Origin of the sequence: Bacteroides sp. D2 (assembly GCF_025147085.1) — a bacterium.
Classification (GTDB): domain Bacteria; phylum Bacteroidota; class Bacteroidia; order Bacteroidales; family Bacteroidaceae; genus Bacteroides.
In genome coordinates, this window is the sequence record NZ_CP102261.1 from 3,868,845 (window position 1) to 3,894,583 (window position 25,739).

Here is a 25,739-nt window from a genome sequence, read left to right on the forward strand (position 1 = left end):
TTTTTTTATTGCCTATAAGTCTTGTTTCCAAGACAGCAAAAGGACTTGAAAAGACATAGTTTCGTTACTAAATCGTTACCTATTTCCTACCGGACAAAAACGGTAACGATTTGTCCCGAAATGACCGCAGAAAGTCCGAATTTGTCCACCGTCTATCTATCTCATATTTAATAAGTTATTAGTAGTTTTGCAACTTAAAAATGTGAGGTTATGAAGAGTACATTTAAAGTCCTTTTCTATTTAAAGAAAGGTTCTGAAAAGAAAAACGGCGAGGTTATGATTATGGCAAGAATTACCATTGACGGTAAGTTGTGCCAGTTCAGTACAAAACAAAGCATCCTGCCCGAAAACTGGAATATAGCAGCAGGTAAAGCCAAAGGTAAGGATGCAGGCAGAATAAATGCCTTATTGGAGGATATAAAAGCATCCCTGAATAATATCTACCACGAACAGCAACGGCGTGATAACTATGTGACAGCCGAAAAGGTGAAGAATGAATTTTTGGGACACAGTGAAAAACACGAAACCATTTTAGACCTTTTCAAAAAGCACAATGACGATGTGAAACAGTTGGTCGGCATATCCAAGACGATTGCCACCTATCGTAAATACGAAGTGACCCGCCGCCACCTTGCCGAGTTTATCCAAAGCAAATACAATATATCGGATATTGCCATCAATGAAATCACCCCGATGTTTATAACAGACTTCGAGTTGTATTTGCGTACCGCCTGTAAATGTGGTTATAATACGACTGCCAAGTTCATGCAGTTCTTCAAACGCATTATCCTGATAGCCCGTAATAACGGTATCTTGGTAGGCGACCCGTTCGCCAATTATAAAATCCGTTTGGAGAAAGTGGATAGAGGGTATTTGACAGAGGACGAAATAAAAATCATCCTTAAAAAGAAGATGGTTTCCGAACGTTTGGAAAACGTCAGGGACTTGTTTATCTTTTCCTGCTTCACAGGTTTGGCTTACATAGATGTCGCCAACCTTACCCAAGATAATATCCGTAAATCCTTTGACGGTAATTTATGGATAATCACCAAACGCCAAAAGACCAACACGGACGTAAATGTTCCCTTGTTGGATATTCCCAAAATGATATTGAAGAAGTATAAGGGCAAGCTGCCGAACGGTAAAATACTTCCGGTAATCAGCAATCAAAAACTTAACGCCTATTTGAAAGAAATAGCGGACGTTTGCGGAATTAAAAAGAATTTGACATTTCACCTTGCAAGGCATACTTTCGCAACGACAACCACGCTTGCCAAAGGTGTACCCGTTGAAACCGTTAGTAAGATGTTGGGGCACACCAACATAGAAACCACACAGATATACGCCCGCATTACCAATAATAAAATCAGTAACGATATGCAGGGGCTTGACAAGAAGTTTGTCGGCATTGAAAAAATCTACAAAGAAGTATCTATGAAATAGGTATATAGGGGGACTTGTCACAAGTTGTGATAAGTCCCTTTATGCTTTTAATTACTCACCATTTAATAATAACATTATGGACTTACAAATCATTCAGAGCAAGATTTATGAAATCAGAGGTTGCCGGGTTATGCTCGATAGTGACCTTGCGGCACTTTATCAGGTGGAAACAAAAGCCTTGAAACAGGCTGTCAAACGTAATATTGAACGTTTCCCAAGTGATTTTATGTTTGAAGTGACAAAGGAAGAAGTAGAATGTTTAAGGTCACAAATTGTGACCTTAAAGAATAATCCCGATGAAACGGAAGAAGAAACCAGTTCAAAACGTGGTAAACATACTAAATATTTGCCCTATGTTTTCACGCAAGAGGGAGTAGCCGCCTTGTCCGGTGTGCTACGCAGCCCTATTGCCATACAGGTGAATATTTCCATCATGCGGGCATTTGTAGCCTTGCGTCAAATGATAACAGGCTATCAGGAACTACTAAAGCGCATTGAAGAACTGGAAGAAAGTACGGATGCACAATTCAGCGAAGTGTACCAAGCACTTACCCAGTTATTAAGCAAACCCGAACCGAAGCCACGCAAACCGATAGGATATAGAACCTATGACGAATAACGGTTTAAGGTATTCGGTTGTCTAAGGGGTGTCACCAGTGATACCCCTTTTCAGTTCCCTAAAGTAATGTATCTCAATCACAAATTTTAGCAAAGTTACAGCCCGGCGAGGACAAATACCAAATCCGAGCCGTTCCGGTTTTTTAAAAAATCTCCACACCTACGGGTCGTATTTTTTGAAAAGATATGGTTGAAGTCCCCGCCAAACTGTGGGTGTCCGGCAAAATTTCTTATTGTTTAATTTAAAATTCAGTAGTCATGAAAACAACAGAATTTACCATGCCGGAAATCACTATCTCTTATAAAGACAATGTAAAAGCATCCGAAAGGGTGAAAATACTCTCATCCGAAACGTCCTGTTCTTTCTTGAAACCGTTCTATGCGGAATGTATGGAACACCACGAAGAAAGTTATGTAATGTTCCTCAACCGGGCTAACAAGGCTTTAGGCGTTTCCCTTATCTCTAAAGGTGGCATGGCTGAAACTGTTATGGACGTGAAAATCATCCTGCAAACCGCCCTGAAAGTCCACGCTTCGGGGATAATCCTCTCACATAACCACCCATCGGGCAACCTGCGTCCGAGCGAACCGGACAAACAAATCACCTCAAAAATAAAAGAAGCCTGCAAGGTCTTGGATTTACACCTGTTCGACCATATCATCCTGACAGAAGAAAGCTATTACAGTTTTGCAGACGAGGGGCTTATCTAAGCCCTTTTTTTACTCTCTCATTACCCAATACAAAAAGCCTGATGGCTTTTACTTCTATCCTCTCAAATAAGAGAAAATTTTCCCTAAAACTGATTGGAACATTGTCAAAGGTATATCCGTGCCTGTTACTGTTCAAATTATTTTTTAGAAATCTCCACACCTGCGGGTAGTATTTCATAAATAATAATTTGCCCTGTACCATTCCCGAACCTTTGAAAAGACAATGTTCCCATTCAGTTAAAGGAAAAATTCATGTGGTGGGCGACAAGCGATGTAAACAATTAAAATACAAAAGTCATGGAAACAGTAACATTATCAGAAGCAAGAGTTTATGTAGGTACTTACGCCAAGTATAACAACGGTTCACTTTTTGGCAAGTGGTTAGACCTTTCGGACTATTCGGACAAGGACGAGTTTTTGGAAGCGTGCCGGGAACTACACGAGGACGAGCAAGAACCGGAATTTATGTTTCAAGACATCGAGAACATACCCGAAGCCCTAATTTCCGAAAGTTGGCTTTCCGATAAGTTCTTTGAGCTACGGGATGCCATCGAAAAACTAAGCGAAACCGAGCAGGAAGCGTTTTTCGTATGGTGCGACCATCACAACAGCGATATAAGCGAAGAAGATGCGGACGACCTTGTTTCTTCCTTTGAGGACGAATATCAGGGAGAATATAAAGACGAGGAAGATTACGCCTATGAAATCGTAGAGGAATGTTACGACCTGCCGGAGTTCGCAAAGACCTACTTTGATTATTCCGCTTTTGCCCGTGACCTGTTTATGACTGATTACTGGATGGATAACGGTTTTGTTTTCCGTTGTGCCTGATTATTAACTGGGTGGAGCAATCCATCCATAACACATCAAGACAATGAAAGTATATAATAAGATAACGACTTTTTTACGATGGTTTATACTTGCTTTTATCATCTATCAGGTAGCCACCAGCACTGCCGGAATGTGGATAGCCCTAATCATAGGCTTTTTTATTATCCGGTTCGTTCTCCGGCTATTTATCTCTGCCGTTTACCTGTTTTGTATGGCGATTATTTTCATTGTGCTGCTTTCACTTCTGATTATCTGATAACTCATTATAAATTATACCAATATGGAAACTTTAAACAAAAACGGGGTAAGCATTACCCAAACACCGGGAGAAGAAAAATATGTAAAATGCTGTTTAGGCGCATTCAGGGGGCAGATTTATTTCCAGTATGATTATCGCCATACAGATATGGAACTGTTCAGCACAGTGGCTAAAACACTTGCCGAATGCCGCAAACAGCGGGATGAATGGATAGCGAAAAAAGAAAAGAAACAATAATGATAAAATAAGTACATTTATGAAAACGACAGAAGTAAATAAAAAGATTATCGGCAGACGCTGCAAGTGCATATTTACGGGCTTACTGGTAACGGGTGTTATCGAGGACACCACAGAGGATAAATATACGGTCAGCGTGAAAGTACGTTTCGACACGCCGCACCAGTGGGGTGATGAATTTTATTCCTATGACTGGTCTTTCGGACGTAAGGCGGACGATTCCGGCTCTTTGAAGTATTTGGAACTGTTGCCGGATAAAACGACATTCGATGCAATGATAGTTACTTTCGGCGACTCCATCGACACGCTGAACGGCATTTTTGAGGATGCGAAAACATGGGGTGTCTGCTCCCTGAAAGGATGGATAGACAGCTACGAAAGCACCCGTTTCACTCCCATAGGCACAGATAAGGCAGTGATAACAAGTGAATATAATATGGAATGTGTAAAAGAGTGGTTGGAACATAACACACCCATAAAGAACATTATAATCGGTTAATGAAGAACGGTGGCAAATGCCGCCGCTACTTTCTTTCTGTGAGCCGAAGCGGACAAAGAAAGATAGCAAAGAAACCTATTTTCCGGACAGATTTTATTAGTTTTTTCTATTTTTAATAAACTCTTGTATGTGGTCGGGGAACTTTTCTTCAAAATATTCAAAAACCAAAGGATTTCCAGTCAAATACTGGCTTGTTAATTCCGTCCAATCATCTATGCTGATTAATCCATTAACTTTAAATAGTTTTAAAGATAAAGTTTTTAGTTGTGAGCTGTTTTTGTTATTGTGATTAAAATCGCTATCACGTCTTTGGTAATATTCATCACTTGTATAAAAATGAATTGCTCCGTCAAAATGTCTGAATGTATTTTTATTCATATCGAACTCCGCATGTAGATATTTGGTCGGGAAAAAATCTTTCCCATTTCTTGATATCTTACATTTTTCACTCTTAAATTCCTCTGCTTGAAATGTCTTGATTCCATTTTTTGATGACCATTTAATATCAAGAGCATATGTGTCACCAAAAAAGAATTCTATTTCAAATGAATTTAAATCTAATGGTGGTCTTAATTTTACTACACCATCATCTATATCTTTGATTGTTTCTTGAAATTTAGCACCATACCAAGTGTCAAATTCCATATACATAGTATTGTCTACATTTATTCGCACCCTATCAGAGTCAATAGCAATGTGTTTTTGAATATCTTTTTTATTAAATTTCCAAAAAACATCAATAAATCTTGGAGCAAAGTTGCAATTGTCATGATATCCACGTCTAAAATATGGGTGAGCCATAACCATATATTTATCCGAATAGTAATAACCAGAGGCAAATGGCTTCATTTGATACTCACTTTCTAATAAGTTCATACCAACTAAGTTTTCTTTATCAGGAATAATTTTTTCATTTAACAAATAAACAATATTTGGATATTTCGCAATTATTCCAATAGTTTGAATATAATCAAAATTTGCTTTTGTTAGATTTATTTGTTTGCTGTTGCAATATTTGATAAATTCGTCAATAATAACTGAATGTTTTTTCAGTTCTTCCATTTTTTCTTCGTTCTGGTATTGCAAATAACGATTTAGTCTTTCATTATTCATAATTTAAGTATTTGAATATATAGCTTAATGCTGGAGACTTCTATTTATTTATACTTTTTACTTTGAGTGACTCTCTTTCAACATATTGTTTTAAGTGATCCTTTGAATATTTTTCCAATTTAATAAATAGCTCAAAATAAGTTCTTAGAGAATCTTTATAAATCATTAAGTTATCATGTCGATGCTTTGCCGTTAAAAGCATACTTTTGTCATATGACATCATTTCTTGATGAAAACCATGAGTTTGAATATCTGTCAGTATCCTTAATAATTCAACATCCAAAAATGCACTTTTTTCAAGTACAATCTTTATGAAATAGTCTATACTGTGGACATATTTAATCATTACACCAAAAAAATGTGGTATTGGTGTGAATCCTGGTAACACAGGCTTGTCTTTATCAATTTCATTCGGGTTTATTTTCGAACAAATTATTTTAAGTTCTTCCTCATTAGGGTATATTTTAGTGTTTCTATCATAAATGCTTGTTTCAAACGGAAAATATTCTAACCCAGACTTACTTCTCATTGAATAGCAAAAATATACACAGTTATTCATTGCAACAAAAACATAATCTGCAATAAATGGCAATATTACTCTCTCGTCTTGTTTTGATTTAAAAACATAAATAACAATATAGAAAATATAAGAAGTAATATATGCCATTGATATGTTTTCAACAAGCCTGTTAAATTTATCCGCATTTTTAAAAAATGTTGTAGTGATATACAAATCTTCAAAAAAGTTTATCCAAATGACAACAATAAATGCGATAATAAATAAAAGATTGATTATTAGTTTGTACATTCTCATGATTGAATGATATAATGTTAAATATTATACTTCGTGTTAATTATAAATAGGCTTTTTATGTCTATTTTCTGCAAAATTAATCACAAAGAAACACTCAGCAAATTTTTGTAGAGTGTTTCTTAACACATTCATTCAAAAACGATTATTTATTTTCCTTGCTACTGTCGTTGTTGAACGAGAAAGTCAGTTGAATGAGCGTCCCGAAGCTATCCTGAAAATACACATCTACCGTTTGTTGGTCGGTCGATGCGGAAGTATAATAAAGCCGGAATGTTTCACTCGGAAGCGGGTACAGGTCATTCGGAAGTAAAACCGTCCCATCGGACATTTGCAATGTTCCCGCCCCGTCCGGTTGAAAATAGCGGATGAAGTACTCTGTTTCTTCATAGCGTCCATCCCGGTGAAGCTGACACCTGATTTCCGCCGTTTCACCTACCTTTAATTTTTTCGGCACTGGCATCGTTTCAATACTGAACGGGTAAGACTGCTGTATATCCACGTTGTCACTACACGCACCCACCAATAACAAGGTAGCCACTATGTAGCACCCTGTTAGCATCTTATAAATTACATTTCTCATATACATTATATATAATAGGTTAGTTTATCACATTATTATCTTTAGACCGATACCGAACTGTGTATGGAACTTTCCAACGGAAGAACCGAACAGGCATCTTTCCCGTGCGTTAATCAGGAATACCACCCGGTCAGTAATGTAACTCTCCAGTTCCAGCGTCAGCGCACCGCCATAGACAAAACCGTCCTTATCGGTCAGGGTAGAGCCATCAGGTAGCAGCTTGTCACCCCAATTACTTGTTTCGTACCCGGCAAGGGCAGACAAGCCCAGCGAAAGGAAAAAGGTTTTCTTCCGGTCTGAAAGGAAATTCAAATAGTAACCGCCCTCGCCTGTAAACTGGCTCACGGGTATCTGCAAATCCTTATAGGGGTAATTCTTTTCGAGGTATTCCCCGCCGATAACCCACCTGTTCCCGTTTTGGGTATAGGTACTCATGGCAGCCCCGAAGTAATAAGCGAAATCGCTTTTACTGTTCCAGTGAACGCCGTCCGCCATGCCGCCCGTAACCTGCAAGCCTTTCATTCCCGGCAGACATCTTTGTGCGTGTGCCCGGTTGAAAGTCAGGCACAGCACAAAAAGGGATATAATACAGCATATCCTTTTCATGTTCATTTGATTTTAAGTTCGTTAATCACTTTGGCTGCCACGACATCCGAGTTTTCCACCCGGATAGTTTGGTGTCTGCCCCCGTTCTTTTCCATCAGTTCGATAACTAATATCTTATCGTCAGGGATAGTGAACTGTGGAACGGTGTACACGGTACGGACGGTACTTTTGCCGCCGATAACCAGTATCTCGTTATAGCTCCGCACCGGGTCAATGACGGTTTCCTGAATAGCCGTTCTTTGGGCTACTTTCTTATCCACAATTTTGAAACGGATAAAATCGGTATCAAACGGCACGTTTGAACTATTCTTTGTTTGTGTGTGGAAGTAAAAAAGCCCGTTATGCGAATAAATGCCCTTTACCAAGAACTGCACCCCGAAACGCTTGCATCCCAAATGCTTTATTTCCCGGTCATTGTTCTTGTAGATGGACTGCATAATCAGCTTTACCAAAAGTGGGCTTTCGCTGCCCAGTTCACGGAAATAGATGTTCATCCGGGTATGGCTGAAATCCGTTGTGTCCTCATTCTCCAAGAAGTCTTTCATTTCGATGTTCAGCATTTCCGGTTCGTGTGCGTATTTTGCATTGAAACTGTAAAAGCTGCCATCCTCACAGATAACGGAAAAATTGGTTTCACCGGGAAAGCCCTCTGTCGTAGCCTTGACCCTGACAACATTTTCCGCCCCGTCCGCTTTTCCGGCAATAATGTAGTTGCTGCCTAAATCCACGTATTTAACGGCAGACGGGAAAATGATATGTACCGTTTTGGCGAACGTCACCTGCACGCCGTAAGGTGTCACCATTTGGCGGTAAGGCAGTTTCTTTGTAATACCCTGATATAAGTCGTTACTTTGTGCTTTCATTGAAACCACGCCCATGATAAGAGCGAATAAAATCATTAACTTTTTCATTTTGGATTGAAATTTTTATGGTTGATAAATAAATTACTGTTGTTTGGCGTAAAGCATCACCTGATAGTTCGCTTTCAGGTGTACTTTTACCGTTCTGAACTTCTTGGCAAGGTATTGCGAACCGCCTTGCATCAAGCCCCTTGTAATATCCATTGCGACCTGCTGCCCGGCACTTTGCGCAAATGAAATGCTCGTACCCAGTCCCGCACCGATATTCGCCATCGCTTCTTTTGCCGCTTCCTGTTCCAGTGACGAGGGAACGGAAAGCCCCTTTTGCCCGTCACTGTCGTACACGGCAAGTTCCACCGGAATGATGTTACCTGCATATTCGAGCGAGGAAACCAGTATATCGAGCCGTTCACCCTGCACTTTGGCACTTCCCGATACAAGGCTGTTTTTCGGGACAATGACATTGCCCGCTTGCAACGGTTCTAACAACCGCAGTTTGACGGTCTGCCCGTCCGTAAGTGTTTGGTCGTTATGAATGCACGCCCGGATAGTGTTCTTTCCCATCGAATAGCTACTGCTGACCGCCGTATTAAACCCGTAATTGCGTGGCTTACTGTATTCGGCGATAAATTCGGCGTTGCTCATGGGCTGCTGCAATCCTGAAACCGTCCTGTCCGATACCGATTTTACGGGTGCGGCATTTCCTTTTTCCTGAATAGCTGCTGTGGGTGTTACTTGTGCTACTTGTCCCGACTGCCCGCCGTTCATATACTTTGCCGCCAGTTCGTATGACTTTTCCATAAGAGCCACTTGTTCATCCATGCTACCCACCCCGTTTTCTTTCGCATCGAGCCGGGCAGTGAGTTCTTCCACCTGCCGTTTGAGTTCCTCTTTTTCCTTGTCCTCTTTCGGCGTTTCATAGAAACTGCCTAACTGACGGTTCATGTCCCGGTAAGCCGCCGCCGAAGACTGGATAGAGGAACGGCTATTGCTCGGCGCACCCGCCCCGAAGTCTATTACATTGGTTTTCGGTTTTTCTGCCGGAGCATCATCTATCAGAGTCAAATCTTCCCCGTTCCCGTTTTCCTCTCCGAGTGAAAAGGCAAAATCCTGCAAGGAGCGCATCTTATCCGCCTGTTTGTTCTCCATCTGTTCCTGTTCGTAGGCGGTCTTTTTATCGCTGATTATCCCGTCCCCTTTGGGTTGCGGAATATCGGCGTTAAATCCGCCCACGTTTTCCACCTTTGCTTCGTCCTTATCGGACGGTGCAAAAATCAGGTACATAGACCCTAAGAATACCAGTCCCATAAGCGGGTAAACCAGCATCTTCTTCCGTTGCTGTATCTGTTGCGGGGTAAGTTCCTTTTTCGTTTTTTCCTCTTTCTTCCTGTCCGTTTCCGGTGCAGGAACTTCATTCCTTACTTCTTTTTCTTCCATTGTCTGACTGATTAAAAATGTTCGTACTGTCTTTACCTTGTAGCTGTAACTGCCTGATATGCTCTATCCGTATGGTTTCGCCGTCCTCTTTGCCTATCCGGTAAATGGATGATACCGTAAAGTATATGGATAGCCCGCCGAAGAACAGGAGCATAAGCAGGATTACCGCCACCCTTATTTCCGGTGTCATGCGCCCGCACAGGTGGCGGAGTTTTTCATCCGCCCAGTCCTGCACATGGATAATTGCCTGATTCACCGGAGAGAGAATTTTCCGTATCATGGTTTACCGCTTTATGGTGTTCAAGTCCTTGTTTTCCGTTATCTCGAAACTTTCCATGATAAAGCCGTGCGGGTTGTTGTCACTCCTTACGGCGTTCAGCAACCGGCAACGGGTGACAAGGCTTCTTTCCGTCACGCTGCTTTCACGGATAATCATTTGGCGGGCATAGGTAGCCACCGCATATGGGTACACATCGAAATTGCAAGAAACACTGTCTATATGTATGGTCTGGCTGATGTTACCGGAGATTATACGGTTGTAATATCCCTTTTCCGAAAGGTCACGATAATAGTTGAATGCGCTCTTGTCGGCAAGGAACAGCGACCGTTTGATATTGCTTTCGATAGCGTTCTTATCCGGTGAGAGCGTGAAAAATAGTTCGTGAAAACGCTTCACGTGTTCCCTTGCTTCGACCGGACGGTTTTGCGAGAGGTCTTGCGAAAGCGCAAGCATCAACGATTTACCGCCATCCAAGACGTAAATCTTCTGCCGTTGCGCTTCGGCAAACGTATAGGAGTTCCAAACGGCATACCCCGTTATCAGGGTACACATGACGACAAACACAATCCCGAAAAGACGTATCTGTTTGAAACTGGTTTCAATATTCTTTAAACTTTTAAATTCCATCTTAATTTTTAATTATTGATTACTTTTGATTAGTTTACCGCCAACCCTGCCACCAGCGTTCCCGGTGGCTGCTCCGGCTACCGCACCGACACCGCTACCTGTTTTGTTAGCTGCACTGTTTATATTCCGGCTCATGTTGCCCATTCCGCCCGCCTGAATAATCCAGTTCGATACGGTGGGAATGGTGAAGTAACCGATGATACCGATTATCATAAAAATGATGTACACGCTGTTACTTCCGTCCGGTATGAAATTGGGGTCTGATAGTTCCTGAATATCCTTTTGGAGCATAAGCACCTGTATTCGGGCAAGAATGGAACTGAACAGGTCTGAAACGGGAAGCCACAGGTAAACGGAAATGTACCTTGTTATCCATTGGGTCAGTGTCGCCTGAAAGCCATCATACACGCTGATGGCAAAGGCTATCGGCCCCAGTATAGCAAGGACAATCAAGAAAAAGGTTCGGATAGTGTCTATCACAAGGGCTGCCGATTGAAAGAGCAGTTCCAACAATTCCCTGAACCAGTCCCGGACGGATTGCTTGATATTGTGGGCTGCCCTATCCATGTACATACCGCCCATTGTGGCAATATCTTTGGCAGACCATCCCAGTTCATCTATCTGCTTGTCAAACGCTTCATCCGAAACAAGGTAAGCCGTTTCCGGGTTGCGTACCATCGCTTCATATTCCAGCTTGTCCTTTTGCTCCCGGTAGGCGTTCATATCGAAAGTTTGCGTTTCGAGCATATTGTTACACCCCTTGACAACTGGCGACATCACGCTGTTAATCGTACCCAGTACGAACGTGGGAAAGAACATAATACAGAAGCCAATCACAAAGGGACGCAGAAGCGGGTAAACGTCTATCGGTTCGGCACTGGCGAGCGACTGCCATACTTTGGCAGCCACATAAAACAAAGCCCCCAGTCCCGCTATTCCTTTGGCTACCCCCGCCATGTTCCCGCACAGCGGCATCATATCCGTGTACAGACTTCGTAAAATCTGATGCAGGTTATCAAATTCGATTGCTAATAACATACTTATCTGTTTTTTAGAAGTTACCAGTAACGTTCATCTGCCGAGCCGTAAAGAGCCATTACCCGGTCGGTGTCCTTTTTCTTTTTCGCCCGCAGGTAGGAAACGGAAATGTTCTTCCGGGTATAGTAACTCACCAAGTCCCGGTAATTCCTGATGGCGTTATACGTCCGGTCGATAATATCCATGCGTTCCTTGTCCGACATGGAAAGTCCGTTGATGTTCACCACGCTTTTCATTTCTTCCAGCACATCGGAACTTTCCTGCAACAGTTGGGTATAGCCGTAGGCGATAGCTGAAAGCTCGTCCGGCGTATAGTTTTCATCCGAAAGCATCTTCTGAAAACTGTTCACATAGATGTCGGAAATTTCCCCGATAAGCAGGATGGACTTTTGCACCTTTCGGGCATCTTTGACAAGGTTATGTACTGATTTAAGCCTGTCGTAGTATTCCTTACCCTGTTGGTAAATCTTCACCGTTTCCTGAAAATTCTTTACCATATTCTGTGCGGTGGATGATGTCTGCACGATGTTCTTTGACGCATTGATAATCCCTTGCGCCAAGTTGCCGGGGTCACTCACCACCCATTGTGCGTTTACCTTTCCGGTAAACAGGCTGCATACTACGAGCAGCATTATAATCTTTGTTCTCATACGCTTACTTTTTTATTGGTTGGTTACTCCGTTTGTATTCTCCGCCGGGTGAAAGCAGAATCCGGTCGTTCTCCTTGTCGTAGGTCAGCAGGACGGAAAGCCCCGTTTCAATGAACAGGTTTCCGTCCTATTCTGAAATCTGATAGGTTTCCGTTTGGATAGTCCCCCGGTAGGTCTTTCGATAGGTCGTTACCCGGTAATGCCCGTTTTCTTCAAAAAGGGTAAATGCCGGACGGTTCTTTACGCTTACCCAGTCGCCACGCATCGCCCTAAGACGGTCGGCGTTTGTTTCCTTACAGGAGGAAAGCCCCAGTAACAAGGTGCATAACAGCACCGGAAACAAGAATTTTAAATGTTTCATACTGAATGATTTTTAATTTTTTAATTGATTATTTTTCGGGATTGCGCTTGCTTTCAGCAAGCCGTTTGATAGCCAGTTCGAGATTGCCACCTAACTTTTCAGACAAGGTGAAAAGTTCCATCTTTTCCGTTTCTTCGGTCGTATATGTAAAATATTCTTCCAAACTCACTTCTGTGGCATATACGGCTGACTGTGTACCGCCTAAGCCTATCCAAACTTCCTTGTATTTCCGGTTCGGATGATTGGCAAGGTTGATGGAAAGCACCTGTGAACGTTCCTTGTCGGTCAGTCCCAAAAGGTTCTGTATGCTGTCGAACTTGTTCAGGTACTTTCTTTGGTCGAGCAAGATTTTACAATCCGAATTGTTTATAATACTCTCTTTTACAATGGGAGAAGATATAATATCTTCCACTTCCTGTGTGACTACAATCGCTTCACCGAAATACTTTCTGACGGTTTTATAGAGGTACTTGATGTAATCCGCCATGTTCGCCGATGCAATCGCTTTCCACGCTTCCTCAATTAATATTAATTTCCTGATACCCTTTAGTTTACGCATCTTATTGATGAAAACTTCCATGATGATAATCGTAGTAATCGGAAATAAAATTTTGTGGTCTTTGATATTGTCCAACTCAAAGACAATGAAGCGTTTATGTAACAAATCAAGCTCCTTGTCGGAGTTCAGCAGGTAGTCGTATTCGCCCCCTTTGTAGTAAGGTTCTAATACATTCAGAAAATTGTCTATATCAAAATCCTTTTCCCGAACGTTCTTTTCTTGCAGGTGTTCCCGGTAATCGGTTTTCACATACTCGTAGAACGTATTGAAGCAGGGAGTAACCGAACTGTCTTTGGTAATCAGTTCGATATAGGAACTTACAGCGTTCGACAAAGCCACTTCTTCCGCCCGTGTGGGTGCTTCATCGTCCCTTTTCCAAAGGGTCAGGATAAGCGTTTTTATACTTTCCTTTTTCTCGATGTCAAACACCCCATCTTCCACATAGAAAGGATTAAACGCTATCGGGTTTTCGGTGGTATAGGTAAAGTAAATCCCATCTTCCCCGTGCGTTTTCCTATTTATCATTTCACACAGACCTAAATAACTGTTTCCGGTATCAACTAACAGGACGTGTGCCCCTTGTTCGTAATACTGGCGCACCATGTGGTTGGTAAAAAATGATTTGCCGCTACCACTCGGCCCAAGTATGAACTTGTTGCGATTGGTAATGATACCTTTTTTCATGGGCAGGTCTGATATGTCGATGTGCAACGGCTTTCCCGTTACCCTATCCACCATCTTGATACCAAAGGGGGAAAGCGAACTTTTATAATTCGTTTCTTCGGTAAACAGGCAAAGAGCCTGTTCGATAAAGGTGTAGAAACTTTCTTCCGCCGGGAAGTCCGCCTGATTGCCGGGTATTCCCGCCCAAAACAGGGTCGGCGTGTCGGTGGTGTTGTGGCGTGGCTTGCACTCCATAAGTGCGAGCTGTGACCCCACATCATTTTTAATGTGTTTCAGTTCGTCCCTGTCATCACTCCATGCCATGATATTGCAATGGCAACGCACGGAGATAAGCCCCTGTGAATGTGCTTCGTTCAAATATTCCTCTATCCAAGACTTGTTAATCTGATTGGCACGGCTGTATTTGGAAAGCGAGTGCATATTACGAGCCATCTTTTCAAACTGTTTCAGGTTCTCCGTGTGGTCGTCAATGAAAATGTACTGGTTATAGATATGGTTGCAGGAAAGTAACACCCCAACCGGAGAAGCAAAAGACAATCTGCAATCGCTCCGGTCAGTGGATAGTTTCTCATAGCGGGTATCTGTTCCCACCTTGCCCGGCATATCTTCCGCATCCGAAAGGGTATGCAGGCAAAGGATGTCGTCGCCAATCTTCATTTCGTCAGCACCCAGTGAAATATCTTTCAATGTGGTGGTGTCTGTCTGTGAGAGTGAAAAGTATTTCTCCACGATGCCCGCCGTTTCCTTTGTTCCGGTGATTTCGTCCGAAGTCAGGCGGGTAAGGGTAATGAAACCGCTATCGTTCATAATGCTTTCAAACTGCCCCACCGCTTCGAGGAACTTTGTAACCGTTTCCTTGTCCCTTATCTCTTTGGGGACAAGGAAGCCCCGGCAAAGGGTGGAGAAGTTACTCTGCATCCGGCTGCGTTCCTTTGTTGTTTTCGTCAGGAACAAATAGCAGGTATGGTTTAAGAACGGACGTTCATTGAAATGCCGTTCAAAGGAACGGGAAAGGAAACTCAAATCATCCTTTTGGATGTCGGGCGCATAGTTCTCTTTGATGAACCAGTCCTGTTTGTGTACGATGCTGTAATCGGGCAGTACCTTTACCGCCTTGTTCCAAGCGGAATGTATCGCTTCGTATTCGGCTGCCGTGACAGTGAACAGTTCGGGCAGTTCCACCCGGAACGCTACTGTTATGTCGGCATCTTTGGAAACGATGCACCCGTTTTCCACCGTGAACAGTGGAAACTTGTTTTCCAGCGTAGTAGCTTTTAATATATTTCTCATTTCGATGCTTGTTTCTGATTTTTAGTGAATAATCGGGATATGGCTTTTCGGTTGATGATATGGAAAGGGTGGCTTTTGCGTGCGGACAATTTCATTAACCCGTGTGTCCCGTACTTTTCGTTTAACCGGAATGTGAGCCATACAAGCAGCGTTGCCGAAGTAACGCCGAAGATGATACACACCCACTGGTTAATGCCTACCATGTACATGATGATGAAAAGCACGAACAGGGCTAATAGCCCGCCCGCAAAAATGAAAAGATACTGGCTTTTCAACCCCTTAAACTCAACTGGTTTGCCTATCCCCCTGTTAATCGGATAGTCTGCCATAGTCCGTTCTTTTTACAGGAAGAACGAGCGTAGAATGGTAGCTGCCACAATCAAGAAGATACACGCACCGAACCATGAAGCCGCCGTTTTGCTCGTATCAGGGTCGCCACTGCTAAACTTGCCATATACTTTCACGCCGCCAATCAAGCCCACCACCGCACCGATGGCGTAAATTAATTTTGTCGCCGGGTCGAAATAGGACGTTACCATGTTGGTAGCTTCTGTAATGCCCGCCATGCCGTTACCTTGTGCAAAAGCGGAGGATGCAGCCAAAAGAACGGCTGCCGAAAAGAGAACTTTCTTTTTCATTATAAATACATTGATTTTAAAATTGCCGGACGGGTGGATAGTCCGCCCGGCGGAGTGATTAATAATTAAATTTTTGTGGTTGCGGGGAGTGTTCCCCGTTTTCTAAAAGGTCTGTTTAACCGTAATCTCTCTGTTTCATCATCTTATTATTTAAAGTTTACCATTAAAGAAAATCGTTCATGTCAAAGGCTGCCACTTCATCATTTCCGGCAGCCGGGACGGTGACGGGTACGGGTATCTCATGCTTTTGTAAAAGTTCCGCTACCCGTGACCTGCCCCCGTTAATCTGTTCCACCAGTGAATGAAACAGGTTTGTTTCCGTCCGGCAGATAGTCTGTACCGCTTGCCGTTCTTCCATTTCGGGTGCTTGTTTTACTTGAATGACCTGAACCATTTGCCCCAGTTCCCCCAGCGTGACACCTTGCGCCATTTCCGGTTCACCCTCACCCATGTAACAGGCGATTTCTTCCGCTTCGATTTCATCCGGCGAAACGTCCGGTTCTTCCGAATCTTCCGTTTCAAATTCCATTTCAAATTCGGTTTCAATCGCTTGCGGGGTATCGGTGTTTTTTTCATCTGCCAGTTCGTTATCAAGCGTTTTCGTTACCGTTTCATCACCTTGCGGGACAAATATAGAAGCATTATCAACCCCTTTTGAAAGGTGTCCTAAGATGTCCCCGTTTGTCCTCATTTGTCCCATCCGATAACGGCTTGCGCCTACAAGAGAATCCCCGTTTCCGGTTTTCACGGTTGGTTTGCTTCCCGGCTGTTCCGGCTCTCTTTTTCCGCTTGTAAACCATGTTCCCAAGCTGTCCCGGTATCGCCATAAGAGGATGGCGTAATACAGGAGCGTTCCGATAATAAACCATTTTAGCATATCAGAACGGCTTTTCAAATTTGCTTTCGTACAGTTCGTTTATCTCGTCCTGAAACTGGTCGAAATGCCGGAGCAGGATATTTTCTACATAGCTGCTCACGGTCGCTTTACGTCCGCCGATAACAGTTACTATCTTCATCAGCTTTTCGTGGGTGGTACGGCTGACGTACAACGGTTGTCGGTCGGTCAAGTCCACCCGCATGAAATAGGTTTCCCGGAAATCTCCCGGAGCGTTCTTTTTCCGGCGGGCAGGTTCTTTCACCGCCTTTTCTTCCTTTACGGTTTCCGTTTCCCGTTTCGGTTCTTGTTCAGGTACGTTTGCCGGGATGTCGGGTGTTTCCGCTTTAGTTTTCACTTCCGTTGGTATTGCCACCATTGGCGTTTCCTGTTTCTTCACAGGCAAGCCCTGTGAAATAATCTCTTTCATAAAATCCTCATCTATTTGCGGTTTCCCGCCGCTTTGCTTTGCCATATCGTTACAGTTTTATAAGGTATGCGATTTCGGTTATCAGTTCTTCCATGTTGCTGCCCTTTACCAGCCGTTTGTCCGCCGGGAACAGCGTAGAACGGAACACGGTTTTACGCTGTGCGTCCAGTTCCTTTTTAAACCTTTTGGTGTCCGGGATAAATACTTTCATAAGGGGTAGTTCCAGTTCCCCGATGGTCTGTTCATACAGGGTGTACAGGTCTGTCTTTTCCCGCCCATCTACCATGTTCCAAAACAGGTGCAGCCCTTTCAGTCGGCAGGCTTCATTCTTTACCAGCAGTTTGTCGATAGCCACCGCAAAGGAAAGGCTGCTTTCCAATACCACCCGGTCGGCGGCTATGGGGGTGAAAATATAATCCACCCCTGAAAGGGAGTTGATAACACCCTCGCTGTTCACCGTTCCGGGCAGGTCGAAAAAGACCACATCATAGTCCATTCCGGCAGACGCAAGATATTCATCCGCCGTTTTTATCGCTTCGTCCGGTGAACTGCAAAGGACAGGGTACGCTTTCTTTCCCAGTGTTTTGAACTGGCTGAAAGCAAGCCGTTTGTAATACTCATCACTGTTCACCTGTTCGGCATCCCGTTTGCGCATGGCGGAAATAGAATGTTGCGGGTAGTCGCAATCCACGACTGCCACATTATACCCTTTCAGGTAATACAGGTAACTTGCCACCAAGACGGTGAACGTTGTTTTGCCGACCCCGCCCTTTTGGGTGGAGAAAGCTACATACAAGGTTTCTTTCTTCATTGTAATACTGGTTTATTGTGATACATCTTTATTTCATTCCATCCGTTTAGATTGACAGACAGAGTGTTTTCTTTCGTTCCATACAGGAAGCCCGAAAGCAGGAATGATTTCTTTCTTCCTATTCTTGTTCCTTTCAATCTTTCCACAAAGACGGACAGTTTTCTTTCCCGATTGAATGACCGTTTCCTTTCAATCATTCCATCCGGTTTGCTTTCTTGTTTTCTTGAAAGATTGCAATCTTGAAATCTTGTTTTCAAGTTTTCAAAACCGCTTTCTTTCCGCACGCTTTTCAAGCTATATTTCCATCTATCCATATTGCTATCTTTCTTAAATCCGGGACAAATAAACATAGAAAAACAACCCGTTTCGAGATGTGTCCTCAAATGTCCCCATTTGTCCTCATTTGTCCTATAACCTGCTATTTCACAGCATTTTTAATACCCGTTACTTTGCAACCGAAAGGTATCGGTCAGGCTAACCAAGCCCCCGCCGCCGGGAGCGTTCCAATCTCCGCTAACTCCAATCCGTCCGTAGGCGGATTTTTATTTGCACTGGCAGATAGCAAGGTGTGTTCTGCGCTGCTTGAAATTCTTTCAGCAGCTTTGAACGCCTTGCCCGGACGAAGCCGGGATAGGGTCACTCCGAAGTCGTAACCCTTTAAAAATAATGTAGCATGAAACAGAAAAATGAAAATGCGTCCCGTCCGGGTGGCGCAGGACGCAAGCCCAAAGCAGACCCGGCAGTGTTCCGGTACTCTATCAGTTTCAATGCGATAGACCACGCCCGCTTTTTGGCATTGTTCGACCAGTCCGGTATGCGCACGAAAGCGCATTTTATCACTGCCCGCATCTTTGGCGAACCGTTCAAAGTGATTAAAATCGACAAGGCGGCAGTAGAATATTATACCCGGCTGACTGCTTTATATTCCCAGTACAGGGGTATAGCCGTGAATTATAATCAGGTGGTAAAGGCTCTCAATACCAATTTCTCCGAGAAAAAAGCTCTCGCATTTCTCTATAAACTGGAAAAGGCAACGATGGAACTTGCCGACCTGAACCGCCAAATTATTGAACTGACCCGTGAATTTGAAACAAGATGGTTGCAAAGATAAGCGTAGGAAGCTCCCTGTTCGGTGCGCTTTCCTACAACCAAAACAAGGTGGATGAAGAACAGGGAAAGGTACTTTTAAGCAACCGTATGTTCGAGAGCGAGGACGGAAATTTCAGCATCCGGCGTTGTATGGAATGTTTTGATATGCACCTGCCCGCAGACCTGAAAACGGAAAAACCGATTATCCATATCTCCCTGAACCCGCACCCGGACGATGTGCTTTCAGACAGCCAGCTTGCGGATATTGCCAAAGAGTATATGGATAAGTTGGGGTACGGCAACCAGCCGTATATGGTTTACAAGCACGAAGATATTGCAAGGCATCACATCCATATCGTTTCCATCCGGGTGGATGAAACGGGCAAAAAGATAAACGACAAGTTCGAGCATATCCGCAGCAAACAAATCACCCGTGAACTGGAACAGAAGTACGGGTTGCATCCGGCAGAGAAGAAACAGGCAACCGAACGCCCCGAACTTAAAAAGGTGGACTACCGGGCAGGGGACGTAAAGCACCAGTTATCCAATACAGTAAAAGCCCTTGCCAGCAGTTACCGTTTCCAGAGTTTTACGGAATACAAAGCGTTGCTATCTATATATAATGTACAGGCGGAGGAAGTGAAAGGGGAAGCGAACGGCAAACCCTATAACGGCATTGTCTATTCGGCGACCAATGACAAGGGAGAAAAGCGGGGAAACCCGTTCAAATCTTCCTCTTTGGGTAAGTCGGTAGGTTACGAAGCCATCCAGCGACACATCAAGAAATCCGCAAAGGGCATTCAGGACAAGAACCTGAAAGAGCGTACCCGCCGGACGGTCGGCGCAGTGATGCAATCCGCCCGTAGCCGGGAACAGCTTATTACGGAATTGAAAGCGAAAGGCATAGATGTTCTTTTCCGGCAGAACGATACAGGCAGGATATACGGTGTAACATTCATCGACCACGAAAACCGTACCGTCCTGAACGGTTCACGGTTGGGAAAGGACTTTTCCGCCAATGTGTTCAACGACCTGTTTTCCGGCTCCCGTACTTTGACGGGAAACAGCAAACAGGAAACGCAGGAACACACGCCGGAATTTAACCCGACCGGACACATTGAAAATACAGGCAAAACCATTGCGGGACTGTTCAGCCTGTTATCCGGTGGGGACGATACGCCACCCGACAACAGCCAAGTTCCACCACCCAAGAAGAAAAAGAAGAAGAAACAAAGACGTATTTAATAACTATAAAAATTTCAATTATGCAAAATGAAGATGATTTAAGAGGACTTGCAAAGGTCATGGACTTTATGCGGGCAATCAGTATTTTATTTGTAGTGATAAACATTTACTGGTTTTGTTACCAGTCGTTCCGGGAGTGGGGTATCAATATCGGGGTAGTCGATAAAATCCTGCTGAACTTCCAGCGTACCGCCGGGCTGTTCTCCAATATCCTATATACCAAACTTTTTTCAGTGGTATTCCTTGCGCTTTCCTGTTTGGGAACAAAGGGAGTGAAAGAGGAAAAAATCACATGGAACAGGATTTATGTGTTCCTGACAATCGGTTTTATCCTGTTTTTCCTGAACTGGTGGCTGTTGGTTCTGCCGTTGCCACTGGCGGCAAACACGGCATTGTATATCTTTACCATGACCGCCGGGTATCTTTCGCTACTTGCTGCCGGAGTATGGATTTCCCGCCTGTTGAAAAACAACCTGATGGATGATGTGTTTAATTTGGAAAATGAAAGTTTCGCACAGGAAACACGTCTGATTGAAAACGAATATTCTATCAACCTGCCGACCCGTTTCTACTATAAGAAGAAATGGAATGACGGATGGATAAACATTGTAAACCCGTTCAGGGCAAGCATGGTTTTAGGTACACCCGGTTCGGGAAAATCGTATGCGATAGTCAATAATTACATCAAACAGCAAATTGAAAAAGGTTTTGCTGTTTATATTTATGACTACAAATTCCCCGACCTTTCGGAGATAGCATACAACCATCTAATCAACCATTTAGACGGGTATAAGGTAAAGCCTAAATTCTACATGATTAACTTTGACGACCCACGTAAAAGTCACCGATGCAACCCGATAAATCCGGCATTTATGACGGACATATCGGACGCATACGAAGCCAGTTATACAATCATGTTAAATTTGAACCGCAGTTGGATAACCAAACAGGGGGATTTCTTTGTGGAAAGTCCGATTATCCTGCTCGCTTCTATCATTTGGTATTTGCGTATCTATCAGGGGGGAAAGTATTGTACATTCCCGCACGCCATCGAGTTTCTGAACAAGAAATATGCCGATACGTTCACTATTTTAACCAGCTATCCCGAACTGGAAAACTACCTTTCACCGTTCATGGACGCATGGGAAAGTAATGCGCAAGACCAGTTACAGGGGCAGCTTGCAAGTGCTAAAATCCCGCTTTCAAGGATGATTTCACCCGCTTTGTATTGGGTAATGACAGGGGATGATTTTTCACTGGATATAAACAACCCGGAAGAACCTAAGATTTTGGTAGTAGGCAATAATCCCGACCGTCAGAATATCTATTCCTGTGCTTTGGGATTGTATAATTCCCGTATTGTGAAGCTGATAAACAAGAAGCATCAACTGAAAAGTTCTGTAATCATTGACGAACTACCGACCATCTATTTTCGAGGACTGGATAACCTGATAGCAACGGCACGAAGCAACAAGGTAGCGGTCTGTTTGGGCTTTCAGGATTTCAGCCAGTTACGCCGGGACTATGGGGACAAGGAAAGCAAAGTAATCGAAAATACAGTAGGTAATATCTTTTCCGGTCAGGTGGTTTCTGAAACGGCTAAAACGCTTTCAGACCGTTTCGGAAAGGTCTTACAAAAACGCCAAAGTATGACTATCAACAGGAATGATAAATCAACCTCTATCAGTACGCAGATGGATAGCTTGATACCACCCAGTAAAATATCCAACTTAACACAGGGTATGTTTGTGGGTGCGGTCAGTGACAATTTCGATGAACGGATAGAGCAGAAAATATTCCATGCGGAAATTGTGGTGGATAACGAGAAAGTGAAGCGGGAAACAGCCCAATATAAGAAGCTACCCCAAATTATAGATTTCAGGGACGAGGACGGGAACGACCGGATGCAGGAAGAAATACAAGCAAATTACAACCGGGTCAAGCAGGAAGTCCAGCAAATTGTCACGGACGAAATGGAACGGATTAAGAACGACCCTGATTTGCGGCATTTGATTAAGACTGAAAATTAGTATAAGTTTCAAGAGTATATCAAATATACTCTTGAAACTCTTCTATAAATTCTTTTTCAATCTTAGGTAAATTTGTCATCATAGGATTAAATCTGCTTATTTGTTGTAATGCTTCATCTATATTGGGAGATAATTGAATGATTTTACCGATTTTTTCAGAAATTTGGATAGGTAATCCGTATTCGTCTAAAGGAACAACATAGGGAGAAATGAAATAACATTCAACCATACTTGCAAAGTAGCTATAATCACATTGCTCTAAACGATACTTCTTGAATACATCATTTGCTATATCATTGAGACTAATTAAAAAACGAGGAAACTGAAAATTAATCCAGTGTCTTTGAATATCAAAAGATAATTCAATTTTTTCATTGATTTCTTCATTTGATTTACAATCTTGTATAATCATTGAAATAAAATTTTTAATATTTCCAGCTTCTCTATATTGATTTATTCTAAAATGTAATTGTCTTCCTGAACTTACACCATATATCATTTTATTAGATGCAACTAAAAATTCCCAAATCAATATACATACAGCTTTTAACTGTTCATTCGTTGGATATTGATTCCAGTTTAATATAGGATGTACTTTAGATAAATTTTCTTTAATGAATGAAGCCAGTTTAATTTGTTTATCTAAATCAATATATGAATTTTTCTTAAGTACCTCTTTGGATAATACCTCTTGCTCTATATATTTTTTTAACTTAAGTTTTGAACTTTCTTTTAAATCTTCTTCATCTATATTTATTAATAGCTTTTCAGGCACATCTTCTGTTTGTGAAAAGATAGGAAAATCTACTAATGGCAATTCTGCTAATGGTGGCTCATGAAATAAATATATATTGCCAATAAAATGTGAGAACATTCTTCCTGAACGACCACAAATATTATTGAATGTAAAATAATCAAATTTGCTTCTTGCTATTTTATTATCATATATGATTACATTTTTAGCTTTTGTATTTACTCCTTCAATTAATGTAGAGGTACATATTAAGAATTTTAGATTTCCATCGTTAAATAGTTTGATACATTTTTGAGCAATAGAACGAGGAATTTTCCCATGATGAATTCCTATTTTACGTTCTATACAGTTGGGTAAAATCCATTGTGGATGATAATTGTTTTTAAGCCATTTTACTAAATCATCATTAATTGTTTCTTTAGGAAAAACTTGACTTTCTAAAAATGCAGTAGCTACTTTATTGGCACTTGCTGGTGATTGGCAAAATATAAGAGTTGGCTCGTCCAATTCTTTGCATAATTCTATCAGTTTATTAATGGGCTTTTCATTTTTACCAACAGTTATATTATGCCGTTCTGATACGACTGTTTTATAGTCTGTTTTAATGAACTTGTATTGAATGTTATCTAATAATTCTGTGGTAACTCGTTCTATATTTGGTCCTAATAAATAAAATTGAGCACCAGTCTTTACTAATGTGTAGAATACCTGATTTAAGATGTGGCATCTTTCTTCATCTGTTCTTTGTGGACTTAATTTATAGAATTCATCTATAACAAAAAAATCAACATTGGTATTTTTAATTATTTCCAATGCCCTCTCTTGTGTAAGGATAAATACATTCTTTGAAGTAATAACTTGACTTGGATGTGTAATAATTTTGTATATAGATTTAAATTTTGAAAGTCGTTTCCTTGTTTCATCAATCAATGCTATTGTTGGTACAATTATGACGATATTTGAATAATTCAAAGAAGCTATAATTGAATCAATAATAAGACTTTTGCCAAAACTAGTTGGAGCACTAAGTACAATGTTTTCTTTTCGCAAAAGTGCGTAATAAATTTCTGCTTGTGCGTGATGAAAAACAATGTTCTCTTTAAATCCAGTAGGTCTGTGCATTTCATACGCAATTGTATCTCTAAAAGATAATTCATCTTCATTAAGATAAGGAAATAATCCTACTTGCCTTACCAATGAATAAATGATTTCCTCAAATCCTTTAAAATCAGAAATTCGGGACAAAAGCCTAAGAATAAACTCTTGACCTATAGTTCTATTTAATGCAGTTAAATTTGCAATATCTTTTAAGATTGAATATTTATCTATTTGACGAATTACTTTACCTCTTAAAATTCGTCTTAGTTCTTGTATATTTATAGACTCTGCCATATTCTTAATTTTTTATCAATACATTCAATCAGTTCTTTTTTAGTATTTAAAGGCAATAAAAATAAGTGGACAGTAACAGGAAATTTCCCTAAATCATTGCAGAATTTATCATGATATTGTATCAATTCCTGTGTAATCTCATCAATATATTCCTTGCATGATTTATTGTATTTAGCTAATATTTTCGAGTCATATGTTAATAATACTGGGATGCATGTATTTTCAAACACATCGTCTAAAGATGTATTTGGATTTAGTAATGCTTTTAATTTATCCGAATGTGACCATTTACTATCTATTTTATTTGTAATAGCAATAAACTCACTCTTAATGTATCTAACTTCAATATGTTGTTTTAACTCTTCTATAACACTATGCATTGCGCTGGAAATATCTTGATAAAACTTAACTTCTCCCAACCAAAGTTCTAAGGTTTCTCCTAAATCAATGACATGCACAGCATCGAAGCCTTTTACCGTTTCATTTGGACCATCTTTGTAATATATCTTACTGATAGCGGGGATTGTGTTATATGTTTCCCGAATGATGGCATGTAATAATAACTCTCCAAATTCTCCTCTACTTTCAAATTTTTTTGATTTATATATATTAGCTGCAACTTGCCTTATTTTTGCAATAGCATTTTCTCCATTAAGGTCTATATATTCAGAATAGTTTAAAGCAAATTCCGGTAAATATTCGAATAAATGGTCTACAAGCTGTTCTTTTCTCCATTTTAGTCCTTCAAATCCTGCACATATCCCGTGCAAATCTGGTATGTTTTCATCTTTGTGAATTATCACTTTGAAAAATGGATGTATCATAATCTATATTTTGTTTTCAATCAATAACATTATTATGCTTTTTACAAAAATAAAGAAAAATGTTGGTTTTAAGGAGCATAGCTACTAAAACTTTAATTTTTCTGAATAATTCTTTAACAATAGGACAAATAAGGACAAACGAGGACTAATGAAGC

29 protein-coding genes and 2 pseudogenes are annotated in these 25,739 nt (G+C 41.6%); 11 read left to right on the top strand and 20 right to left on the bottom strand.

Translation table 11 applies throughout. The features are described from left to right. The first annotated feature begins 210 nt into the window (after positions 1-210). From NQ505_RS13645 to NQ505_RS13675, 7 genes are all read left to right on the top strand, one after another. Positions 211-1,443 (top strand): site-specific integrase, encoded by a 1,233-nt coding sequence (locus tag NQ505_RS13645; RefSeq protein WP_009000817.1) that lies wholly within the window; start codon positions 211-213, stop codon positions 1,441-1,443. A 76-nt stretch (positions 1,444-1,519) separates the two neighbouring features. After that, complete coding sequence (locus NQ505_RS13650; RefSeq protein WP_009000818.1) at positions 1,520-2,062, top strand: ORF6N domain-containing protein; 543 nt, start codon at positions 1,520-1,522, stop codon at positions 2,060-2,062. A 257-nt stretch (positions 2,063-2,319) separates the two neighbouring features. Continuing rightward, positions 2,320-2,772 (top strand): RadC family protein, encoded by a 453-nt coding sequence (locus NQ505_RS13655; protein ID WP_009000819.1) that lies wholly within the window; start codon positions 2,320-2,322, stop codon positions 2,770-2,772. Positions 2,773-3,069: 297 nt separating this feature from the next. Further along, positions 3,070-3,603, top strand: coding sequence for an antirestriction protein ArdA (locus NQ505_RS13660; RefSeq protein ID WP_009000820.1), 534 nt, complete (start codon positions 3,070-3,072; stop codon positions 3,601-3,603). 43 nt (positions 3,604-3,646) lie between these two features. Next, the gene (locus tag NQ505_RS13665; RefSeq protein WP_009000821.1) at positions 3,647-3,859 is read left to right on the top strand and encodes a hypothetical protein; all 213 of its coding nucleotides are present in this window, start codon (positions 3,647-3,649) and stop codon (positions 3,857-3,859) included. A 24-nt stretch (positions 3,860-3,883) separates the two neighbouring features. Next, positions 3,884-4,099 carry a DUF3873 domain-containing protein gene (locus NQ505_RS13670; RefSeq protein ID WP_009000822.1) on the top strand — a complete coding sequence of 72 codons (216 nt, stop codon included), beginning with the start codon at positions 3,884-3,886 and terminating at the stop codon, positions 4,097-4,099. A gap of 19 nt (positions 4,100-4,118) precedes the next feature. Further along, positions 4,119-4,598 (top strand): DUF6956 domain-containing protein, encoded by a 480-nt coding sequence (locus NQ505_RS13675; protein ID WP_009000823.1) that lies wholly within the window; start codon positions 4,119-4,121, stop codon positions 4,596-4,598. A 96-nt stretch (positions 4,599-4,694) separates the two neighbouring features. Here the strand turns inward: NQ505_RS13675 and NQ505_RS13680 are convergent, their stop codons facing one another. From NQ505_RS13680 to NQ505_RS13765, 18 genes and pseudogenes are all read right to left on the bottom strand, one after another. Then, positions 4,695-5,711: a hypothetical protein gene (locus NQ505_RS13680; protein ID WP_130059663.1), complete on the bottom strand. Its 1,017-nt coding sequence runs from the start codon at positions 5,709-5,711 to the stop codon at positions 4,695-4,697. Positions 5,712-5,751: 40 nt separating this feature from the next. Continuing rightward, positions 5,752-6,525 (bottom strand): hypothetical protein, encoded by a 774-nt coding sequence (locus NQ505_RS13685; protein ID WP_009000825.1) that lies wholly within the window; start codon positions 6,523-6,525, stop codon positions 5,752-5,754. Positions 6,526-6,667: 142 nt separating this feature from the next. Next, complete coding sequence (locus NQ505_RS13690) at positions 6,668-7,111, bottom strand: DUF3872 domain-containing protein (protein ID WP_009000827.1); 444 nt, start codon at positions 7,109-7,111, stop codon at positions 6,668-6,670. A gap of 21 nt (positions 7,112-7,132) precedes the next feature. Further along, positions 7,133-7,711, bottom strand: a complete 579-nt coding sequence (locus NQ505_RS13695) for a conjugal transfer protein TraO (RefSeq protein WP_009000828.1) — start codon at positions 7,709-7,711, stop codon at positions 7,133-7,135. Between the two features lie 2 nt (positions 7,712-7,713). Continuing rightward, on the bottom strand, positions 7,714-8,622 hold the full coding sequence (gene traN, locus NQ505_RS13700; protein WP_009000829.1) for a conjugative transposon protein TraN: 909 nt from the start codon (positions 8,620-8,622) through the stop codon (positions 7,714-7,716). Between the two features lie 33 nt (positions 8,623-8,655). Beyond that, positions 8,656-10,008, bottom strand: coding sequence for a conjugative transposon protein TraM (traM, locus tag NQ505_RS13705; protein WP_009000830.1), 1,353 nt, complete (start codon positions 10,006-10,008; stop codon positions 8,656-8,658). Continuing rightward, entirely contained in the window at positions 9,983-10,288 is a 306-nt protein-coding gene (locus NQ505_RS13710) for a TraL conjugative transposon family protein (protein WP_009000831.1), read from the bottom strand. The genes traM and NQ505_RS13710 overlap by 26 nt, the downstream gene beginning before the upstream one ends. A gap of 3 nt (positions 10,289-10,291) precedes the next feature. Next, positions 10,292-10,915 (bottom strand): conjugative transposon protein TraK, encoded by a 624-nt coding sequence (gene traK / locus NQ505_RS13715; RefSeq protein ID WP_009000832.1) that lies wholly within the window; start codon positions 10,913-10,915, stop codon positions 10,292-10,294. Positions 10,916-10,927: 12 nt separating this feature from the next. Beyond that, a complete protein-coding gene (traJ, locus tag NQ505_RS13720; RefSeq protein WP_009000833.1) occupies positions 10,928-11,953 on the bottom strand; it encodes a conjugative transposon protein TraJ in 1,026 nt (341 codons plus the stop codon). 20 nt (positions 11,954-11,973) lie between these two features. Next, positions 11,974-12,603, bottom strand: a complete 630-nt coding sequence (locus NQ505_RS13725) for a DUF4141 domain-containing protein (protein ID WP_009000834.1) — start codon at positions 12,601-12,603, stop codon at positions 11,974-11,976. A gap of 4 nt (positions 12,604-12,607) precedes the next feature. Beyond that, positions 12,608-12,964 (bottom strand): annotated as a pseudogene (locus NQ505_RS13730) (DUF3876 domain-containing protein). Between the two features lie 28 nt (positions 12,965-12,992). Then, entirely contained in the window at positions 12,993-15,497 is a 2,505-nt protein-coding gene (locus tag NQ505_RS13735; protein WP_009000836.1) for a TraG family conjugative transposon ATPase, read from the bottom strand. Further along, the gene (locus NQ505_RS13740) at positions 15,494-15,826 is read right to left on the bottom strand and encodes a DUF4133 domain-containing protein (protein ID WP_008775036.1); all 333 of its coding nucleotides are present in this window, start codon (positions 15,824-15,826) and stop codon (positions 15,494-15,496) included. The genes NQ505_RS13735 and NQ505_RS13740 overlap by 4 nt, the downstream gene beginning before the upstream one ends. Before the next feature lie 12 nt (positions 15,827-15,838). After that, positions 15,839-16,135: a DUF4134 domain-containing protein gene (locus NQ505_RS13745; RefSeq protein WP_005926215.1), complete on the bottom strand. Its 297-nt coding sequence runs from the start codon at positions 16,133-16,135 to the stop codon at positions 15,839-15,841. Positions 16,136-16,298: 163 nt separating this feature from the next. Next, a complete protein-coding gene (locus tag NQ505_RS13750; protein WP_009000837.1) occupies positions 16,299-17,012 on the bottom strand; it encodes a hypothetical protein in 714 nt (237 codons plus the stop codon). A 1-nt stretch (position 17,013) separates the two neighbouring features. After that, the gene (locus tag NQ505_RS13755; protein ID WP_009000838.1) at positions 17,014-17,484 is read right to left on the bottom strand and encodes a DUF3408 domain-containing protein; all 471 of its coding nucleotides are present in this window, start codon (positions 17,482-17,484) and stop codon (positions 17,014-17,016) included. A 4-nt stretch (positions 17,485-17,488) separates the two neighbouring features. Next, positions 17,489-18,250 carry a ParA family protein gene (locus NQ505_RS13760; RefSeq protein ID WP_009000839.1) on the bottom strand — a complete coding sequence of 254 codons (762 nt, stop codon included), beginning with the start codon at positions 18,248-18,250 and terminating at the stop codon, positions 17,489-17,491. Continuing rightward, positions 18,247-18,564 (bottom strand): annotated as a pseudogene (locus NQ505_RS13765) (hypothetical protein). Before NQ505_RS13765 ends, NQ505_RS13760 begins: the two are co-directional and overlap by 4 nt. 69 nt (positions 18,565-18,633) lie before the next feature. On the opposite strand from NQ505_RS13765, the gene NQ505_RS13770 reads away from it, so the two are divergent. Genes NQ505_RS13770 through mobC form a run of 4 tightly spaced genes read left to right on the top strand, consistent with a single transcriptional unit; the run spans position 18,634 to position 22,614 of the window. Continuing rightward, positions 18,634-18,903 (top strand): hypothetical protein, encoded by a 270-nt coding sequence (locus NQ505_RS13770; RefSeq protein ID WP_232293053.1) that lies wholly within the window; start codon positions 18,634-18,636, stop codon positions 18,901-18,903. Positions 18,904-18,923: 20 nt separating this feature from the next. Then, entirely contained in the window at positions 18,924-19,361 is a 438-nt protein-coding gene (gene mobA, locus NQ505_RS13775; RefSeq protein WP_008775030.1) for a conjugal transfer protein MobA, read from the top strand. Then, positions 19,346-20,584 carry a conjugal transfer protein MobB gene (gene mobB, locus NQ505_RS13780; RefSeq protein WP_009000842.1) on the top strand — a complete coding sequence of 413 codons (1,239 nt, stop codon included), beginning with the start codon at positions 19,346-19,348 and terminating at the stop codon, positions 20,582-20,584. Before mobA ends, mobB begins: the two co-directional genes overlap by 16 nt. A gap of 20 nt (positions 20,585-20,604) precedes the next feature. Next, a complete protein-coding gene (mobC, locus tag NQ505_RS13785) occupies positions 20,605-22,614 on the top strand; it encodes a conjugal transfer protein MobC (protein WP_009000843.1) in 2,010 nt (669 codons plus the stop codon). Positions 22,615-22,633: 19 nt separating this feature from the next. Here the strand turns inward: mobC and NQ505_RS13790 are convergent, their stop codons facing one another. Then, the gene (locus NQ505_RS13790) at positions 22,634-24,760 is read right to left on the bottom strand and encodes a DEAD/DEAH box helicase (RefSeq protein ID WP_259825143.1); all 2,127 of its coding nucleotides are present in this window, start codon (positions 24,758-24,760) and stop codon (positions 22,634-22,636) included. Further along, positions 24,745-25,584, bottom strand: a complete 840-nt coding sequence (locus NQ505_RS13795; RefSeq protein ID WP_009000844.1) for a DUF1837 domain-containing protein — start codon at positions 25,582-25,584, stop codon at positions 24,745-24,747. Before NQ505_RS13795 ends, NQ505_RS13790 begins: the two co-directional genes overlap by 16 nt. Between the last annotated feature and the right edge of the window lie 155 nt (positions 25,585-25,739).

Coding starts and splice junctions, on each gene's coding strand:
- NQ505_RS13795 (WP_009000844.1), bottom strand. CDS start 25,584: ATGATACATCCATTTTTCAAAGTGATAATTCACAAAGATGAAAACATA.
- NQ505_RS13680 (WP_130059663.1), bottom strand. CDS start 5,711: ATGAATAATGAAAGACTAAATCGTTATTTGCAATACCAGAACGAAGAA.
- NQ505_RS13745 (WP_005926215.1), bottom strand. CDS start 16,135: ATGAAAAAGAAAGTTCTCTTTTCGGCAGCCGTTCTTTTGGCTGCATCC.
- NQ505_RS13685 (WP_009000825.1), bottom strand. CDS start 6,525: ATGAGAATGTACAAACTAATAATCAATCTTTTATTTATTATCGCATTT.
- NQ505_RS13710 (WP_009000831.1), bottom strand. CDS start 10,288: ATGATACGGAAAATTCTCTCTCCGGTGAATCAGGCAATTATCCATGTG.
- traM (WP_009000830.1), bottom strand. CDS start 10,008: ATGGAAGAAAAAGAAGTAAGGAATGAAGTTCCTGCACCGGAAACGGAC.
- NQ505_RS13645 (WP_009000817.1), top strand. CDS start 211: ATGAAGAGTACATTTAAAGTCCTTTTCTATTTAAAGAAAGGTTCTGAA.
- traK (WP_009000832.1), bottom strand. CDS start 10,915: ATGGAATTTAAAAGTTTAAAGAATATTGAAACCAGTTTCAAACAGATA.
- mobC (WP_009000843.1), top strand. CDS start 20,605: ATGCAAAATGAAGATGATTTAAGAGGACTTGCAAAGGTCATGGACTTT.
- NQ505_RS13690 (WP_009000827.1), bottom strand. CDS start 7,111: ATGTATATGAGAAATGTAATTTATAAGATGCTAACAGGGTGCTACATA.
- NQ505_RS13740 (WP_008775036.1), bottom strand. CDS start 15,826: ATGGCAGACTATCCGATTAACAGGGGGATAGGCAAACCAGTTGAGTTT.
- NQ505_RS13665 (WP_009000821.1), top strand. CDS start 3,647: ATGAAAGTATATAATAAGATAACGACTTTTTTACGATGGTTTATACTT.
- NQ505_RS13725 (WP_009000834.1), bottom strand. CDS start 12,603: ATGAGAACAAAGATTATAATGCTGCTCGTAGTATGCAGCCTGTTTACC.
- NQ505_RS13750 (WP_009000837.1), bottom strand. CDS start 17,012: ATGCTAAAATGGTTTATTATCGGAACGCTCCTGTATTACGCCATCCTC.
- traN (WP_009000829.1), bottom strand. CDS start 8,622: ATGAAAAAGTTAATGATTTTATTCGCTCTTATCATGGGCGTGGTTTCA.
- NQ505_RS13695 (WP_009000828.1), bottom strand. CDS start 7,711: ATGAAAAGGATATGCTGTATTATATCCCTTTTTGTGCTGTGCCTGACT.
- NQ505_RS13755 (WP_009000838.1), bottom strand. CDS start 17,484: ATGGCAAAGCAAAGCGGCGGGAAACCGCAAATAGATGAGGATTTTATG.
- NQ505_RS13650 (WP_009000818.1), top strand. CDS start 1,520: ATGGACTTACAAATCATTCAGAGCAAGATTTATGAAATCAGAGGTTGC.
- NQ505_RS13790 (WP_259825143.1), bottom strand. CDS start 24,760: ATGGCAGAGTCTATAAATATACAAGAACTAAGACGAATTTTAAGAGGT.
- NQ505_RS13735 (WP_009000836.1), bottom strand. CDS start 15,497: ATGAGAAATATATTAAAAGCTACTACGCTGGAAAACAAGTTTCCACTG.
- NQ505_RS13655 (WP_009000819.1), top strand. CDS start 2,320: ATGAAAACAACAGAATTTACCATGCCGGAAATCACTATCTCTTATAAA.
- traJ (WP_009000833.1), bottom strand. CDS start 11,953: ATGTTATTAGCAATCGAATTTGATAACCTGCATCAGATTTTACGAAGT.
- NQ505_RS13675 (WP_009000823.1), top strand. CDS start 4,119: ATGAAAACGACAGAAGTAAATAAAAAGATTATCGGCAGACGCTGCAAG.
- NQ505_RS13760 (WP_009000839.1), bottom strand. CDS start 18,250: ATGAAGAAAGAAACCTTGTATGTAGCTTTCTCCACCCAAAAGGGCGGG.
- NQ505_RS13770 (WP_232293053.1), top strand. CDS start 18,634: ATGTCCCCATTTGTCCTCATTTGTCCTATAACCTGCTATTTCACAGCA.
- NQ505_RS13660 (WP_009000820.1), top strand. CDS start 3,070: ATGGAAACAGTAACATTATCAGAAGCAAGAGTTTATGTAGGTACTTAC.
- mobB (WP_009000842.1), top strand. CDS start 19,346: ATGGTTGCAAAGATAAGCGTAGGAAGCTCCCTGTTCGGTGCGCTTTCC.
- mobA (WP_008775030.1), top strand. CDS start 18,924: ATGAAACAGAAAAATGAAAATGCGTCCCGTCCGGGTGGCGCAGGACGC.
- NQ505_RS13670 (WP_009000822.1), top strand. CDS start 3,884: ATGGAAACTTTAAACAAAAACGGGGTAAGCATTACCCAAACACCGGGA.